We start from the raw sequence: 13,959 nt of genomic DNA on the forward strand, positions 1-13,959 counted from the left end.
GCACTCACGCCGCTTGCGTCCGGCACGAGATGGTCCGTCGTCACGGCCCAACCTAATCACATCCTGCTCTAGCGTGAGCCGGCACTTCCTGGTGTTGGCCGCAGCGGCAATTCTCGTAGTCCACGGGATCATGACTGTTGAAGATGGTCACGGCATCGCCGTGATTGGCCTTGAGCGCCCGCAGCCGCTCCTGGTTTTCGACGCGCATGGCGCGATCCATGTCGGCGCGGCGCTGAAACATGCCCAGCACCAGCGGCATTTTTGGCGAAGCCTGCATCTGACCGTGGAAGAAATAGGCATCGCCGGCGTGCAGCAGCCATTTGTCCCCGCTCCGCACGGCGATGCCGCAATGGCCTGATGTATGGCCCGGCAGCGGGATCATCAGGATGTCGGGCTCGCGGTCGCCAAGCGCGCGCACGCCCTTGAAGCCGAACCAATCCTCGCCGCCTTCGGCGTAGAACGCCCATTGCGGACCATGCTGCCATTGCGCGGTGATGTAGCGGCCCTTCGGTGCCGGCGTCCGGAGCGCTACCGCCACGTCGTACTCGCGGCGATGGACGTGCACCTTCGCATTCGGAAAATCCGGAATGCCGCCGGCATGATCGCGGTCGAGATGCGTCAGCAACAGATGCCGCACGTCGCTTCTGGAATAGCCGAGCGTCTCGACCTGCAGCACGGCGGTCTCGGCCGGATCGAGCCGCGCGGCGTCGTCTGCCGGACCCATTTGGGTCCCAGCCGCGGCGGGTTGGCGATGTCGTCCAATCCGATGCCGGTATCGACCAGCGCTAGCCCGTCATTGGTCTCGATCAGCAGGCAATGACACACCATGCGCGCGCGCTGAAAAATGCTGCCGGTGCCGTTCACCAGGCGCCGGCCGATCGGGCACATGGTGCCGGTGTTGAGATGGTGGACGCGCATGACATGTCTCCTTCGAGGTCAGGCGTCTTGCTTGCCATTCCGCACACCATAGGTAAAATATCGATATCCGATAGCATCAATAGGAACAGCCTATGGATATCCGCGAGCTCCGCTATTTCGCGGCCGTGTTTAGGGAGCGCAACCTGACGGCGGCCGCCAAGCGCTGCTTCATCTCGCAGCCCTCGATCTCGGCGGCGATCACCAACCTGGAAGCCGAACTCGGCACGGCGCTGTTCATCCGGCACAAGAAGGGCGTGGCGCCGACGGAAGCGGCCGAACAATTCCACGTCGTGGCCCGCCGCATCATCGACGAGGCCGACGCCGCAAAAAACCTGTTCCGGAAACCTGCGACGCGGAGCGCATTGACGCTCGGCCTGATGCGCACGCTCGATCGGCCGCGAACCATTGCCCTCCTGAAGCCACTGACCGGGACTTCCGAGATCGCGCTCCGCCTCGTTGGCGTCGATGACGTCGCGGATGCGCGGATCGTTTCCAAAAACCTGCTGCGCGCCGACGAGCATTTCGTTTCGCTCTGGGTCGAGCGCTACGTCGCGGTCTTGCCGCCGTCGCATCCGCTGACGCTGAAGGAGCGGCTACGCACCGCGGACCTTGCCGGCGTCGCCATGGTCGATCGCTGTCATTGCGAGCAGAGCGAATTTTTCGGCCGCGCCGCATCGGCGTCACGGCAGCCCGCGGCGATTGCCGAATCGGAAGACTGGGCGATGGCGCTGGTGGCCGCCGGCGTCGGCATTGCCATCGTTCCCGAAGGCGTGGCGCGCGCCAATTCCGATGTCGCCGTGCGCGAGATCGACGTTGACGTGAAGCGCGAGGTGGGGCTCGCCTACAGCGCGGTGCGGCCGCCGTCGGAAGCCTTGCAGAACTTTATCGCACAACTGCAGCGGCAACGGCCCAAAGCGGGCCGTGCCAAATCGGCGGGCAAGACCGGGCGCTAGGGCGTGTACTCACAAGACATGCGCTGGTCACTCCGGAAAAGCGGACATCCGGACGAGGCGGAAATCGTTCCCGTTATCCTTAGGAAATCCGGATACGTCAGTGAGGCGCGGTGGTAGGCACACTTAGTGTCCAACCTTTCTGAATTGGACTAAGCTGAACGAGCCGATACCGCTTGTCCTGACGAAGGCGAAGCCGGCCAAGACGGCCAGCCTGCGATACTCGGCTTCCGTCCGCTCGCAGCCACCAGGTCCCCTCAGCATATTGAGATCGCTCATGGCGCAGGAGCGGTCCTGGGTCTCGGTCGTGGCAAGCTCCGGCATGATCCGCTCGATCACGATCAACGTTCCGCCGGCCGGCAGCGCGTCCCGGCAGTTGCGCAGAAGGACCTCGCAACGATCGTCTTTCCAATTGTGTAGGATGCTCTTCATCAGGATCGTGTCGGCACCGCCCGGAACTCCTTCAAAGAAACTGCCGGCAACGAACCGGCAGCGATCGGCGATGCCAAGTCGATCAAAATGCGCATGCGCTTCTGCCTCGCAGCGCGCAAGGTCGAAGGCGATGCCCTCAAGATGTGGGTTGTGCTTGAGCACGCCGCCGATCAATTCGCCTGTGCCGCCGCCGAGATCCATGACAACGCGCGCGGCCGCGAAGTCGTGCGCCACAACGACCTTCGGAACGATGGTCCGCGTGAGGCTGACCATCGCAGCGTTGAACTGGCGGGTCCATTCCGGCGCATTGCTTGTCGCGGCATAGCGATCGTCGCCATCGCCGCGCAACTCGGCCGCGCTCTTCCCAGAGCGAACCGAGTCGACCAGTCCGCTCCAGGATTGCGCGAGCATCTCGCCCTCAAAGAGAACCCAGTCCTTGAAGGATGGGTCGGCGGTCTCGTCGAGCTGCCGGCCGAGATCGGTCATGGCAAACCGGTCCCGGTCGGCCTGCCTGCATAGGCCAAGTGTCGTCAGGCCAACGAGCAGTCTGCGCAGCGCACTTTCGTCGGCGGACACCAGCCGGGCGAGTTCGGCCACCGATTTCACCTCATCGCCGATGACCTCGGCGAGCTTGAGCTTCGCCGCCGCATAGATCACTGCGGTGATGCGATGCGACTGCACGAGATCATGCACGGATGCTGGCCGGCTCATGTATTGCCTCCTGTCAATGCCGGGTTCAATCGGTCGGGACGAACCCCGTTGCCTGCACGATCGCCTTCCACCGGTCGGATTCGGATGCGATCAGCCGGGCGAAGTCTCCCATGGCGATCGCGTCGGGCTCGACGGCCAGTTTTGCCATACCGGCCCTGACCTCGTCGGTGCGCAAGGCCGCCTGGATCGCGGCATTGAGCTTGTCGACGATCGACGCCGGCGTCTTCGCCGGAACGAAGAACGCAAACCATGTGAGGTCCTCGAGCGACGGATATCCAGCTTCCCGCACCGTCGGTACCGCCGGAACGAACGGGCAGCGGCGGGGCCCAGTGGTCGCCAGCGCACGAAGGTCTCCAGATTGGACGAGTCCGAGCGCGCTGCCGATCGGCATGACAGCCGCTGCAATCACGCCCTTGACCAGATCCTGAATCGCGCCATTGCCCTGATAGGGCACGTGAAGAAAATCGAAGCCCGCGCTGCGGCCCAGCATCGTACCGAGAAAATGCAGCGTGGTTCCAGCGCCCGGCGTGCCAAAGGTGGCGAGCTTCGGATTGGCGCGGCACCAAGCAACGAAATCTGCCAGCGTCTTGACGTCGGCCGGCACCTTCGGGCCGACCGTCAGCAATGTCGGGGTCGAGGCGACGGTCGACACCGGCGTGAAATCCCGCGGCTGGTATCTCAGCGTCTTATAGACGTGCGGAAAAAACATCATGAAGCCGAGCGGCGCGAACAGCATGACCGCTCCGTCGGCGTCGGCGCTCTTCACCGCCTCCACCGCGATGCGACCGCCTGCGCCCGGCCGGCTCTCGACCACGATGGTTTGCGCATAGCCGCTCATCTGACCGGCCACGAGCCGCGCCAAGGCGTCCTGTAGCCCGGGCGTGAAGCCCGTCAGGATATGCACGGTTCTCGCGATCGGCTGTGCAAGCGCCCGCGGCACAAGATGCGCGGCGGAGAACGCGGCAGCGGCCGCCGACACCGTCAACACGTTACGACGCGTGATCATCGCCTGTCTCCCTGACGTAGCCCAATGTTTCCGCGCGGGTTCTACCGTCGGATGTATCACGTCGGGGACCGACAGGCTTGGTCGCCGGCTTACTTTTTCCTTACCGGCAGCTTATTCTTGAACAGAAGGATTTCAACGATCGACCGCGGTTGCGGGGAGGTGGTTTGCGCTATTTCTTTGATAATTTTTCTCTCGACACCGACCGGCGTGAGCTGCGCCGCGGAGCGGATGTGATCGCCATCGCGCCACAGGTGTTCGACCTGCTCGGCTATCTGATCGGCAACCGCGAGCGCGTCGTCAGCAAGGACGACCTGATCAGCACAATCTGGCAAGGCCGCGTCGTCACGGACGTCGCTCTGACCACGCGGCTCAATGCGGTGCGGAAGGCGATCGGCGATTCCGGAGACGAGCAGCGACTCATCAAGACCTTTCCACGCAAGGGCGTCCGATTCGTCGCCACCGTTCGCGAGGCACCCGACCCGACAATAGCGACGGTCATCAGCTCGCCAAGCCCCGCCGCAGGCAAGCCGTCGCTCGTGGTTCTGCCCTTCGCCAATCTGAGCCCCGATCCCGCGCAAGATTATTTCGTCGACGGCGTGACCGAGAGCCTGACCACGGATCTGTCGCGAATGGCCGGCATCTTCGTGATCGGCCGCAACACCGCCTTCACCTACAAGGGAAAGCATGTCGATCTAACGCAGATCGGCCGCGAGCTCGGCGTTCGCTACGTGCTCGAGGGCTCGGTGCAGCGGGCTGGAGGCCGGATGCGCATCAACGTCCAGCTCATCGATGCCGAGACCGGCAATCATTTGTGGGGCGAACGTTTCGACAAACAGGTCGCCGGCCTCTTCGACATGCAGGACGAGATCGGTGCCCGTCTTGCCAATCAACTGGGAACCGAGCTGGTAATGGTGGAGGCACGGCGCGCAGCGCGGGCACCGCATCCGGATTCGATGGACCTGTACTTCCAGGGCATGTTGTATCTGAATCGCGGAACGGATCCCGCAAGCCTGTCGCAGGCGCGCCCATTCTTCGAACAAGCGCTCCGCCTGGACGCCGCGAACGTCGAAGCCATGGTGGGCATGGCCGACGTCGATGCCATGCGGGCTACCTCCATGCTGATCGACCGGACGGCGCCCCTGCGGGTGGTCGAGGCGTCCTTGGCCGGAATACTTGCCCACACGCCTAATCACGCGAGGGCGCATTGCCTGATGGGCGTCGTCCAGATTTTCACCAAACGCGCCGCCCAGGGCATTGCCGAATGTGAGCGGGCGTTGGCGCTGGATCGAAATCTGGCCACCGCCCATGCATGGATCGGACTTGGCAAGTGCAATCTGGGTCGGGCCGAGGAGACTGAAGCCCACATCATGGAAGCATTCCGGCTCTCTCCCCGCGACAACAAGGCCTCTTCCTGGATGAATACGGCCGGCGTAGCGCAGTCATATCTTGGAGCCGATGAGACGGCTGTTCACTGGTTCAAGCGCTCCATCGAGACCAACCGGAACATTGCCCCGTTCGTCCATTTCTATCTTGCCGCCGCGTTGGCTCATCTCCGTCAGATCGAGGAATCACGAGCTTATGTGCAGGCGGGGCTCATCCTTGCTCCGGATTTCAGTATCGCTCAATTCCACGCCAGTTCGCCAACGGATAATCCGACCTGTCTTACGCAGCGAGCTCGCATCGCCGACGGCCTACGCAAGGCAGGACTTCGCCAGAAATGAATGGCGAACAGGCAATAAGGGCCAGAAGGATCGATCTCGCGAACTTCTGCAGACTCGCTGAAGGCCAGCCCAGATGTCCGCTTCTGAGCGTAATCCGAACATCGCCAAGTACATGGCTCTTTTTCAGATTTATGAGTAACGCCGTAGTTTAACCCTTCACCGTCACTGCCCGCCCGATCACGGGCTGGGCAGCGACCGGCGGGTTTGCAGTTTGCGCTGCGAGTTCACCGATCAGGCGGTCGGCATCGGCCGCAATAGTGTCGGGCGCCTGAATCACCAGCCGCTCCAGCGCCCAGCGATACGACGAAATGCGCCGCTCCAGGCATTGCTGGACCCATTGCACGATCAGCGTGTTCTCTTCCATGCGGGCGATCGCATCGGCCTGTTCGCGCGGCGATAGTTCCGACACCATTTTGAGGCTGGCGCTGCGCTTGCGGTCGAGTTCGATGACGCGCGCGGCGGAGGCAAAGAACGGCTCGAACCGCGTGATGTCGTTGCGGACGTCCTCGATCAACTGCTGATAACGCGAGGTGTGCGAACGGTGCGGCTCGTCGATCAAAGCGCGTCCGTAGGTGGTGCGGTCGAACACCACCTTCTGCCGCCATGGCGAAGGCAATGGCTGGTAATCGCCGAACACGCTCTTCCAGGCGGGCCGCGAGTGCGGCGGCTCGATCAGGGGATAGGCGAGATCGCGAAGCTGGCGTTCGTTTTCGGTGAGCTGGAAGTGGGAGGGCTTGAGGCCGACGCTGGCCGTAGCCTCGGCGCCCAGCCAGCGGTGCATGTCGTCGTTGCGCATATCGGCGCGGGTGCGGCCGAAATCGCCGCCGCTGCAGCCGCCGAGCACAGCGCTTGCCACGAGCAGCATGAGCGCCGGGAGTGACCGAAGCCCGGTGGTCCGGATCGGGAGGCACAGCTCCGGCATTGCAAACGTCCGTCGTTCAGGGGCGCCGACGGCGACGGCGACCGGGCGCCGTCCCCTCTTCCGGCCCGCGCCCGTCGCCGGTTTCGCCGGCTGCACGTTCGATGCGGACAACGGGAAGGATCAGCACGGTTCCCAAGCCATCGCGTGGAGCGCCATCCATGGTTGAGCCCGGCCGTCGCGAAGCCGCATCCGCCGGAAATTCAATGATGGTGCCCATGTTCCGTTCTCTCTGGTTGCCGCACGGACACGATCTGGCCAGCGACATGCCATTATTCAGAACAGAACGTGGTTAATGGCATCTTAATTTATGCAGGCGGTACAGTTACGGGTTCCGGGCCCGGCGCCCGCCGAAAGTTGGCATTTTAGTGGATTTCTTCACGGGCTGTTTTCCTTAACCAACTCTTAAAGTGCCGTGCGTAGGCTGCCGCGAGGGATTACCGAAGTCGCGTACACACCTGACATGACCGCAGCTCCATTGTTTCCAGGATTCGACGGGCTGATGACGCTCTCGCGCCGCGAGGGCGTCGATATCAGGCCGACCTTGCTGCGCGTGCTGACCGACCTCTATGTCCAGACCAGCGTCCATTCCGCCGACGAGGAACGGCAGTTCGTCGAACTGACCTCCCGCCTGATCGACCAGGTCGATGACGCGACCCGCGCCGCGGTGCGGGCGCGGCTCGCGATCTATCCGGCGACCCCGGCCGAGATCATGGACAAGCTCGGGCTGCGGCGTTCGTCCCCCGGCCAGGACTTGCCGCTCGCAGCTCCGATTGCCGCGGCTCCGGCCAGCGAGCCTGTGGTGAAGGCGCCGACGGAAGCGCAGTTGCGGATGGCGTCCACCCTGTCGATGCGGCCCAACGATGCCGCCGAAATCAGCGACATGTTCTTCGCGGCGGGCGCCAGCGAACGCGCGCTGATCCTGCACAATCTTGCCGACACGCCGCTGAAAGCCTCGCCGCGAATTCCCGCAGCCCGCGCCGCGCGCGCGCTCCATATCCTGGAGATGGCCGCATTCGCCGAGGACACCGAAAACTTCGCGCTCGAAATCGGCGAAGCCTTGATCCTGCCGCAGCGGATTGCCGAACAGGTGGTGCACGATCCCGGCGGCGAGCCGCTGGCCTGCGCCGCGCGCGCGCTGGACATGCCGAGCGCCGCGTTCCAGCGCGTGCTGCTGTTCCTCAATCCCGAGTTCGGCTCATCCGTGCATCATGTTTATCGTTTGTCGCGGCTTTACGACCGCTTGAGCGAACGATCCGCGCTGGTGATGCTGGCGGCGTGGCGCGGCTCGACCATGGCGGTCACCCGCGCCAAATATCGCGCTGCGCTCTACGACGACGAACGCCATCGCGCCCGTGCGGCGACATTGCAAACACGGCCTGCCGTGCAGCCCGGAACGGCGCCGGCTATTCGCACTGGCACCGACGGCTCGAAGCGTTAGCGCGCGGTCCTAATTAAGCCTTCGCCAGATCCAGAAAGTGCCGCCCTGCCCGGTCTTCGGTCTCGACGATCCAGGCGTCGGGATCGAAGCGGAGTTCCTTGGTGAGACGTTCCTCCACCGATTGCTCCGGCACCGGCTGCGGCGAGGCCGGCGCGAACAGCCGCTCGGCCGGACGGCTCTCGTCATAGACGGTCTGCGGCGCCGGTGCATACAGCATGGCGTTGCCGTCGAGCAGCGCCACCTTGACGAACACCGCCCCCGCCTCCTCCGCGCCGCGCTTGCGCACGGCGCCAAAGATTCCTTCAGTCTGGCAGCGGCGCAGATAGGCGGCTACCCAGATGGATGATTTCAATCGCATGGTGGCGACGTATAGGCCAGCGATCAGGTGGAAGCTAGTCGATCGGGTGGCCGATCATCGCGGTGAGCTCCTTGACCAGCCGATCGGACATCTGGCCGGTGACCGGGAGCTTGCGGTCGCGCTCGAACTTTGTGATCGCGGCCTGCGTGTCCGCGCCGACCGCCCCGGTCGGCTTCAACTGGCCGTAGCCATATTGGGTGAGCGCGCGCTGCACCGCCGCCACGCGGCGTGCGCCGGCGCTTTGCGCGGTGGCTGGAATCGGCGCGGGCGGACGCGCCACATTCGTGGGCGCCGCGGCAGGCGCACCGGTCGACTTGACCACCGGGTCAGGATTTTTGGAATCGCTCCTGGAATCCCCGCTCCTGATCTCGACGTGCTTGGGATCAGCGCTCCTCGCCTCGACCGGCCTGATTTCCGGCGGCTCTGTCTCCGCCGGCCTTGAGGTCAGTTCGACCGGGCGCGGGCGCGGCAGCGGGCTCACGGCGGCGGCCTGCGGTGCCGGCAGCGTCACCACCGAGCTGAACATCGGCGAGGGATGGCGGCCGGCCTGCAAGAACAGCGCATTGGCGAGGATGGCGCAGATCGCGGCAGCGGCGAGCAGGCCCGCGACCATGTCTTTCGGACTGTGCAGGAGGATGCGCATCACAAGGCCGCGATGTTCCTCCACTTCAATCGCCGCCGCCTTCGCGCCGCGACGGCGGCGGCGCGGCATCTCGTCATTATCGTCACTACGCCTAGGCACGTTTCTTCACCTGATGGACTTGATCCTGTGATCCGGATCGCAGCGCCGGTTTCAGCGGCGCGACGTTATTTGAAGGCGTCAGCAGCGGCGCAAAGTCAAGCGGCAAGGCAACAGTCACCGTGGTACCCTCGCCGACCGTGCTCTGCACGTTCATCTCGCCATTATGCAATCCGACCAGGCCCTTCACGATCGACAGGCCGAGGCCGGTGCCTTCGTGCTTGCGCTGATAGGTCTTGCCGGCCTGGAAGAACGGATCGCCGATCCGTGCGAGATCCTCGGCGTCGATCCCGACCCCGGTATCGGTGACACTCAGCATCAGCCGCGATCCCTCGACTGAGGCTGAAACCGTCACACTGCCGCCGCGCTCGGTGAACTTGATGGCGTTGGCGACGAGGTTCAGCGCGATCTGCTTGAACGCGCGGGGATCGCCGTTCATCACGGGCAAGTCCTCCGCCGCGCGGGTGATCAGATCGACGCCGTTGTCCCGCGCCTTCAGCGCCAGCAAATTGCAGCAGTGCAGGAGCGCCGCGCGCGGCGCGAACGGCTCCGGCGAAATTTCGAAATTGCCGGTTTCCATCTTGGAGATATCGAGGATGCCGTTGACGACCGACAACAGATGCTGGCCGGAATCGTTGATCAACTGCGCGTATTCCTTGCGGCGCGCGGCATCGAGCATCATCGCCTCTTCATGCACGATCATCTCGGAGAAGCCGATGATGGCGTTCAGCGGCGTGCGCAATTCGTGGCTCATGGTGGCCAGGAATCGGGTCTTGGAGGCATCCGCATGCTCGGCGGCGGTGCGCGCCAGTTCGAGGGCCTGCTCCTGGACCTTGCGGTCGGTGACGTCGCGCATCACGGCGACGACATCGGCCTCGGGCGAAACCTGCTCGAGCGGCCGGCAACGCATCTCGACCCAGATGAAATCGGCGGAAATGTTCTGGCCGCGAACCGCGTCGCGGCGGAGACGGAATTCGACGCGTTGCTCGCTGCCGCGCGCGGCATCCGACAGCGCCGTGAGATAGGCCGGACGATCGACAACATGGACGCGGTCGAACAGGCCATGGCCGGTAAGCCGTGCACCCGACGTGCCGAGCATGGCTTCCGCCGCCGGCGAAATGAATTCCACGGCGCCGTTGCGGTTGTGACGCGAAATCACGTCGCTCATGTTTCGCGCGAGCAAGCGATAGCGGTCTTCCTCGACATAGAGCAGCGCCACGGAAGTGCGCGCCAGCGATTCCGCGCTGACGGCCAGTCCTGCCGCATAGAGCGTCGCGGAAGCCACGCCCGCCCCCATCAGGACGCCGCGCAGGGCCGCGTTCGACTCCGGCACCGGCAGCAAGTGAAAATGTCCGAGCGCGATCAGCAAGGCGACGCATGCCAGCGCCAGCGCGGAAGCGAACGCGACCACGCGGCGCGAGGCCGACAGCGCGGCTTCCAGCGGAACGACGATGAGCCAGACCGCGGCGAATGATTCGATACCGCCGGTGGTTATGGCAACCATCATGACGAGGCCCGCCAGCGCGAGCGCGGAGAGGATATGCGCGCCTTCGTAGCGGCCGGTGCGCGACAGGAACCAGGACAACAGAATCGGTGCGATCAGCCAGGCGAAGGCCGCGACCTCGAGCGCCGTGGGCGCCCCGCGCATCGCCAGATAGATCGGAAAAGCCGCAAGCGCCACCAGGCTGCCGAGCAGCCGCGGCGCCATGAATGCACGGTGACGCGCACGCGTCAGCGCATCATATCGTGCCGAGGGATGCAGCAGGGCATCGAGACAATCGCGGATGATACTCAAAACAGTCACGGCTCTCGCGCTTCGGCTTGATCGTCAGACAGACGCGCCGGAACGCCCCCTCAATCTTTGCGTCACCGTGTCAGAGCGAACTTAAGCGAACGCTAAGGCGCCGGGAGCGACCGACCAGCATCGTGCATTCGCGGGCGTTTCACGCCTCGCACGACGCTCATTCGGCCCGGATGGTGAACGACAGGTTTCCAGCGGGATCGATCTATGGTTTCGAAATGGTGGATGCGCGAGCGGCGCGAAGTCTTCGCGCGATAGTGGTCATAAATCTAAAATTTACGCCGAATCGAATCATTCAAACTTTCAACGAATTTTCGGTGACTTTACCTCAATGCAAACACTTCCGATTTATCGACGGCTGTTAATCAGGAACAAAGCTGCGGTTTAACCGCAACACAACCATAAGAGACGACCGGGGTCGCGAGATGTTTTTTCTGCTTCGCATGGCATTCTGGCTCGGGCTCGTGCTCGTGCTGCTGCCCAGGGAAAAGACGCCTGAATCGGACAAGGTGCCGCAGATCGGCGCTTCCGAAGCCGTATCGGCTGCGACCGCGGCCGTCTCCGACATGGGCCAGTTCTGCAAGCGCCAGCCGGCGGCCTGTGAGGTCGGCGGTCAGGCCGCGACCGCGATCGGCCAGCGCGCCCAGGATGGCGCCCGCAAGCTCTATAAGATCATCACCAAGCCCGACCATCCCGGCGTCCCGGACAAGAAGCCCGACCATACCAGCTCGATCGGCGACGACGCCGAGGCCGTGGTCGTGAACGCGTCGCCCGCCGACGCGCTGACGGATGACGACATGGCGATCGAATGGCGGCTGCCGCGGACGCCGTTGGCCTCAAAATAAGGCTACGGAACCGGTTCCATTTCCGTCGCTTTCGCTCGATCCGCATCCTATATAGAACGTTAAGGAAACCGACGCGGGCCAAGATGACGATCGACGAAATCAGGGACAATTTCGAGCTGCTCGAGGAGTGGGACGACCGCTACCGGTACGTCATCGAACTCGGCCGCACGCTCGACCCGATGCCGGAGGCCGAGCATTCCGCCGAGAACAAGGTGAACGGCTGCGTCAGCCAGGTTTGGCTGTCCAGGCAGATCGACCGCAGCGGCAGCGGCGAACCGCGACTGAAATATCTGGGCGATAGCGACGCCCATATCGTGCGCGGCCTGATTGCGATCCTGCTGACGCTTTATTCCGGCCGCACGCCGCAGCAGATCCTGGCAATGGATGCGGTTGCCGTCTTCGACGAATTCGGATTCCGCGAGCATCTGACGCCGCAGCGTTCCAACGGCCTGCGCTCCATGGTCGAGCGCATCCGCTCCGACGCGCGCGAGACGCTGGCCGCGGCTTCGTAGGCAACGCAATGACGGGCTACTACTTCCGCTTCCGCGCCTGCTGGCCGAGGCCCATTTTCTTGGCGAGCTGTGAACGCGCCACCGCGTAGTTCGGCGCCACCATCGGGTAATCCGGCGGCAGGCCCCATTTGTCGCGATATTGTTCCGGCGTCATGTTGTACTGCGTGCGCAGATGGCGCTTCAGCGACTTGAAGCGCTTGCCGTCCTCGAGGCAGACCAGATATTCCGGGGTCATCGACTTCTTCACCGAGACGGCCGGCTTGGCCGGCTCCAGCGGCGTCTCGGCGCGGCCGCTCGACACCCGCATCAGCGCGGCATGGACCTGGCTGATCAGGTTCGGGATTTCCGAGGCCTGGGTCGGATTGTTGCTGAGATAGGCCGATACGATATTGGCGGTCAGTTCGACGGGCGTCTTGCTGGCGGAATCGGTCATGGCTCAACCTTTTAGGATCACGAATGCATCTGTCCATGCGGTTCGGACAGTATCCAGCCGCGCCTATACATCAGCGGCATGTCATACGACTTGGCGAATATGAACGAAGTGCCGGGAAACTGACAAGAACGACGGCGCTTTATCTTCAAGGGCGGGCTTCGCGGCAAGTATTGCCGGTTCTAGGACCGCTGGTCGAGATGCGCGCGCAGTTCATCGATCGAGGCGAAGCGCATCATCCCTTCCGGCATCTGGGCCTCGATCGAACCGTCGGAATAGAGCGAATAGGCCATGCCATCGACAACCCCCGATTTCAGCACCGTCACCTCCGGCTGATCCTCACGCCGCGCCGGTCCGCCATTGGCTTCCGTGGGCGTCGGGGACATGCGGCCGCTGCGCCGCAGCGGCGGACTTTCACCGGGCTTTGCGCGTTCCGCTTTCGGCCAGGCATCGTCGAACGATGCTGGCTGTGGTTCGGCCGTTTCGACCGGCGGCACGGTGGGCGGCCTGGGGCGAAGGTCCGACGATAACAGGTCCGGCGGCAGCGGCTCGCCAGACCGCGCCTGGGCACGCTCGCGCTCTTTTCGCGACGTCGATGAAAACAGCAAATTGCGCTTCGGTTTCGAAGCCGACGATGGCGGTTCGGGGTGCATCGGTTCCGGAATCGGATGATCGCGCAGGACAGCCTCGTTCTGCCATGGCGGCGGTGCCGGTGGAGAGAAAGCAGGCGGTGCCGGTGCAGAGAAGGGTCCGGGACCGCCGGCCTGCTCGGCGGCCGGAAAGCCGCCATTGGCGGGGGCGGAATCCCGCGTGGCGGCGGGAAGCCCCGGCCGCACCATGGCCTCACCTCGGGCCTCCCCGCGCGCTTCAGGCACGCCAGTGCCGAGCCGGCGCGCGATCGTCTTCAGTTCCCTGACCGCCATCCAGAGCGCGAGCATCATCGCGCCGGTACAAACAGCCATCACACCGGTGATGATGAGCGTGTTGCCGGTACTGAATTCCTTGATCGAGATTCCATAGCCGGTCGCCAACAGGCCCGCCAAAACGAGGCCGATCGCGGCGACCAACATAACGAACATCATTGAACTAATCCCTCAGCCGCGCCCGAAACGCTCGCAAGCCGCCCCACGCCACGATACCGTCATATTGTGTGCACCGCCAACCGCCAATTGAGCC

The 13,959-nt window shown here is 63.9% G+C and carries 16 protein-coding genes; 5 read left to right on the forward strand and 11 right to left on the reverse strand.

Going from position 1 to position 13,959, the window contains the following annotated elements; genetic code table 11:
- Positions 1-52 precede the first annotated feature (52 nt).
- Positions 53-724: an MBL fold metallo-hydrolase gene (locus tag V1286_RS20930; protein WP_334482205.1), complete on the reverse strand. Its 672-nt coding sequence runs from the start codon at positions 722-724 to the stop codon at positions 53-55.
- Entirely contained in the window at positions 619-918 is a 300-nt protein-coding gene (locus V1286_RS20935) for an MBL fold metallo-hydrolase (RefSeq protein ID WP_334482207.1), read from the reverse strand. The genes V1286_RS20930 and V1286_RS20935 overlap by 106 nt, the downstream gene beginning before the upstream one ends.
- Positions 919-1,010: 92 nt before the next feature.
- On the opposite strand from V1286_RS20935, the gene V1286_RS20940 reads away from it, so the two are divergent.
- Positions 1,011-1,871: a LysR family transcriptional regulator gene (locus tag V1286_RS20940; protein ID WP_334482208.1), complete on the forward strand. Its 861-nt coding sequence runs from the start codon at positions 1,011-1,013 to the stop codon at positions 1,869-1,871.
- Positions 1,872-1,994: 123 nt separating this feature from the next.
- On the opposite strand, the gene V1286_RS20945 is transcribed toward V1286_RS20940, so the two are convergent.
- The gene (locus V1286_RS20945) at positions 1,995-3,011 is read right to left on the reverse strand and encodes a methyltransferase (RefSeq protein ID WP_334482210.1); all 1,017 of its coding nucleotides are present in this window, start codon (positions 3,009-3,011) and stop codon (positions 1,995-1,997) included.
- 25 nt (positions 3,012-3,036) lie between these two features.
- Entirely contained in the window at positions 3,037-4,017 is a 981-nt protein-coding gene (locus V1286_RS20950) for a Bug family tripartite tricarboxylate transporter substrate binding protein (RefSeq protein ID WP_334482211.1), read from the reverse strand.
- Positions 4,018-4,094: 77 nt separating this feature from the next.
- Here V1286_RS20950 and V1286_RS20955 point away from each other — a divergent pair, with 77 nt between their 5' ends.
- A complete protein-coding gene (locus V1286_RS20955) occupies positions 4,095-5,738 on the forward strand; it encodes a winged helix-turn-helix domain-containing protein (RefSeq protein ID WP_334482212.1) in 1,644 nt (547 codons plus the stop codon).
- 148 nt (positions 5,739-5,886) lie between these two features.
- Here the strand turns inward: V1286_RS20955 and V1286_RS20960 are convergent, their stop codons facing one another.
- Both V1286_RS20960 and V1286_RS20965 read right to left on the reverse strand, forming a co-directional pair.
- Positions 5,887-6,660 carry a hypothetical protein gene (locus tag V1286_RS20960; protein WP_334482214.1) on the reverse strand — a complete coding sequence of 258 codons (774 nt, stop codon included), beginning with the start codon at positions 6,658-6,660 and terminating at the stop codon, positions 5,887-5,889.
- Positions 6,661-6,676: 16 nt separating this feature from the next.
- Complete coding sequence (locus tag V1286_RS20965) at positions 6,677-6,877, reverse strand: hypothetical protein (protein ID WP_108513071.1); 201 nt, start codon at positions 6,875-6,877, stop codon at positions 6,677-6,679.
- Between the two features lie 243 nt (positions 6,878-7,120).
- On the opposite strand from V1286_RS20965, the gene V1286_RS20970 reads away from it, so the two are divergent.
- The gene (locus tag V1286_RS20970; protein ID WP_334482216.1) at positions 7,121-8,098 is read left to right on the forward strand and encodes a DUF2336 domain-containing protein; all 978 of its coding nucleotides are present in this window, start codon (positions 7,121-7,123) and stop codon (positions 8,096-8,098) included.
- 13 nt (positions 8,099-8,111) lie between these two features.
- On the opposite strand, the gene V1286_RS20975 is transcribed toward V1286_RS20970, so the two are convergent.
- From V1286_RS20975 to V1286_RS20985, 3 genes are read right to left on the reverse strand one after another with little or no spacing between them, the layout of a single operon-like run.
- The gene (locus tag V1286_RS20975; RefSeq protein ID WP_108513073.1) at positions 8,112-8,456 is read right to left on the reverse strand and encodes a DUF1491 family protein; all 345 of its coding nucleotides are present in this window, start codon (positions 8,454-8,456) and stop codon (positions 8,112-8,114) included.
- A gap of 34 nt (positions 8,457-8,490) precedes the next feature.
- Positions 8,491-9,198: a peptidoglycan-binding domain-containing protein gene (locus tag V1286_RS20980; RefSeq protein ID WP_334482219.1), complete on the reverse strand. Its 708-nt coding sequence runs from the start codon at positions 9,196-9,198 to the stop codon at positions 8,491-8,493.
- On the reverse strand, positions 9,191-10,999 hold the full coding sequence (locus tag V1286_RS20985; RefSeq protein WP_334482220.1) for a sensor histidine kinase: 1,809 nt from the start codon (positions 10,997-10,999) through the stop codon (positions 9,191-9,193). The genes V1286_RS20980 and V1286_RS20985 overlap by 8 nt, the downstream gene beginning before the upstream one ends.
- A 422-nt stretch (positions 11,000-11,421) precedes the next feature.
- On the opposite strand from V1286_RS20985, the gene V1286_RS20990 reads away from it, so the two are divergent.
- Complete coding sequence (locus tag V1286_RS20990; RefSeq protein ID WP_108513076.1) at positions 11,422-11,841, forward strand: DUF5330 domain-containing protein; 420 nt, start codon at positions 11,422-11,424, stop codon at positions 11,839-11,841.
- A gap of 83 nt (positions 11,842-11,924) precedes the next feature.
- On the forward strand, positions 11,925-12,353 hold the full coding sequence (locus V1286_RS20995) for a SufE family protein (RefSeq protein WP_108513077.1): 429 nt from the start codon (positions 11,925-11,927) through the stop codon (positions 12,351-12,353).
- Positions 12,354-12,372: 19 nt separating this feature from the next.
- Here V1286_RS20995 and V1286_RS21000 read toward each other — a convergent pair whose 3' ends face one another.
- Together V1286_RS21000 and V1286_RS21005 are read right to left on the reverse strand one after the other, a co-directional pair.
- Positions 12,373-12,786, reverse strand: a complete 414-nt coding sequence (locus tag V1286_RS21000) for a Ros/MucR family transcriptional regulator (RefSeq protein WP_334482222.1) — start codon at positions 12,784-12,786, stop codon at positions 12,373-12,375.
- Between the two features lie 179 nt (positions 12,787-12,965).
- Positions 12,966-13,865: a DUF308 domain-containing protein gene (locus V1286_RS21005; protein ID WP_334482223.1), complete on the reverse strand. Its 900-nt coding sequence runs from the start codon at positions 13,863-13,865 to the stop codon at positions 12,966-12,968.
- Between the last annotated feature and the right edge of the window lie 94 nt (positions 13,866-13,959).

It is taken from the genome of Bradyrhizobium algeriense (assembly GCF_036924595.1).
Taxonomy (GTDB): domain Bacteria; phylum Pseudomonadota; class Alphaproteobacteria; order Rhizobiales; family Xanthobacteraceae; genus Bradyrhizobium; species Bradyrhizobium algeriense.

Excerpts from the sequence above, each read along its gene's own strand:
- V1286_RS20930 (WP_334482205.1), bottom strand. The coding sequence starts at position 724 with ATGGGTCCGGCAGACGACGCCGCGCGGCTCGATCCGGCCGAGACCGCC.
- V1286_RS20935 (WP_334482207.1), bottom strand. The coding sequence starts at position 918 with ATGCGCGTCCACCATCTCAACACCGGCACCATGTGCCCGATCGGCCGG.
- V1286_RS20940 (WP_334482208.1), top strand. The coding sequence starts at position 1,011 with ATGGATATCCGCGAGCTCCGCTATTTCGCGGCCGTGTTTAGGGAGCGC.
- V1286_RS20945 (WP_334482210.1), bottom strand. The coding sequence starts at position 3,011 with ATGAGCCGGCCAGCATCCGTGCATGATCTCGTGCAGTCGCATCGCATC.
- V1286_RS20950 (WP_334482211.1), bottom strand. The coding sequence starts at position 4,017 with ATGATCACGCGTCGTAACGTGTTGACGGTGTCGGCGGCCGCTGCCGCG.
- V1286_RS20960 (WP_334482214.1), bottom strand. The coding sequence starts at position 6,660 with ATGCCGGAGCTGTGCCTCCCGATCCGGACCACCGGGCTTCGGTCACTC.
- V1286_RS20965 (WP_108513071.1), bottom strand. The coding sequence starts at position 6,877 with ATGGGCACCATCATTGAATTTCCGGCGGATGCGGCTTCGCGACGGCCG.
- V1286_RS20970 (WP_334482216.1), top strand. The coding sequence starts at position 7,121 with ATGACCGCAGCTCCATTGTTTCCAGGATTCGACGGGCTGATGACGCTC.
- V1286_RS20975 (WP_108513073.1), bottom strand. The coding sequence starts at position 8,456 with ATGCGATTGAAATCATCCATCTGGGTAGCCGCCTATCTGCGCCGCTGC.
- V1286_RS20990 (WP_108513076.1), top strand. The coding sequence starts at position 11,422 with ATGTTTTTTCTGCTTCGCATGGCATTCTGGCTCGGGCTCGTGCTCGTG.
- V1286_RS20995 (WP_108513077.1), top strand. The coding sequence starts at position 11,925 with ATGACGATCGACGAAATCAGGGACAATTTCGAGCTGCTCGAGGAGTGG.
- V1286_RS21000 (WP_334482222.1), bottom strand. The coding sequence starts at position 12,786 with ATGACCGATTCCGCCAGCAAGACGCCCGTCGAACTGACCGCCAATATC.
- V1286_RS21005 (WP_334482223.1), bottom strand. The coding sequence starts at position 13,865 with ATGATGTTCGTTATGTTGGTCGCCGCGATCGGCCTCGTTTTGGCGGGC.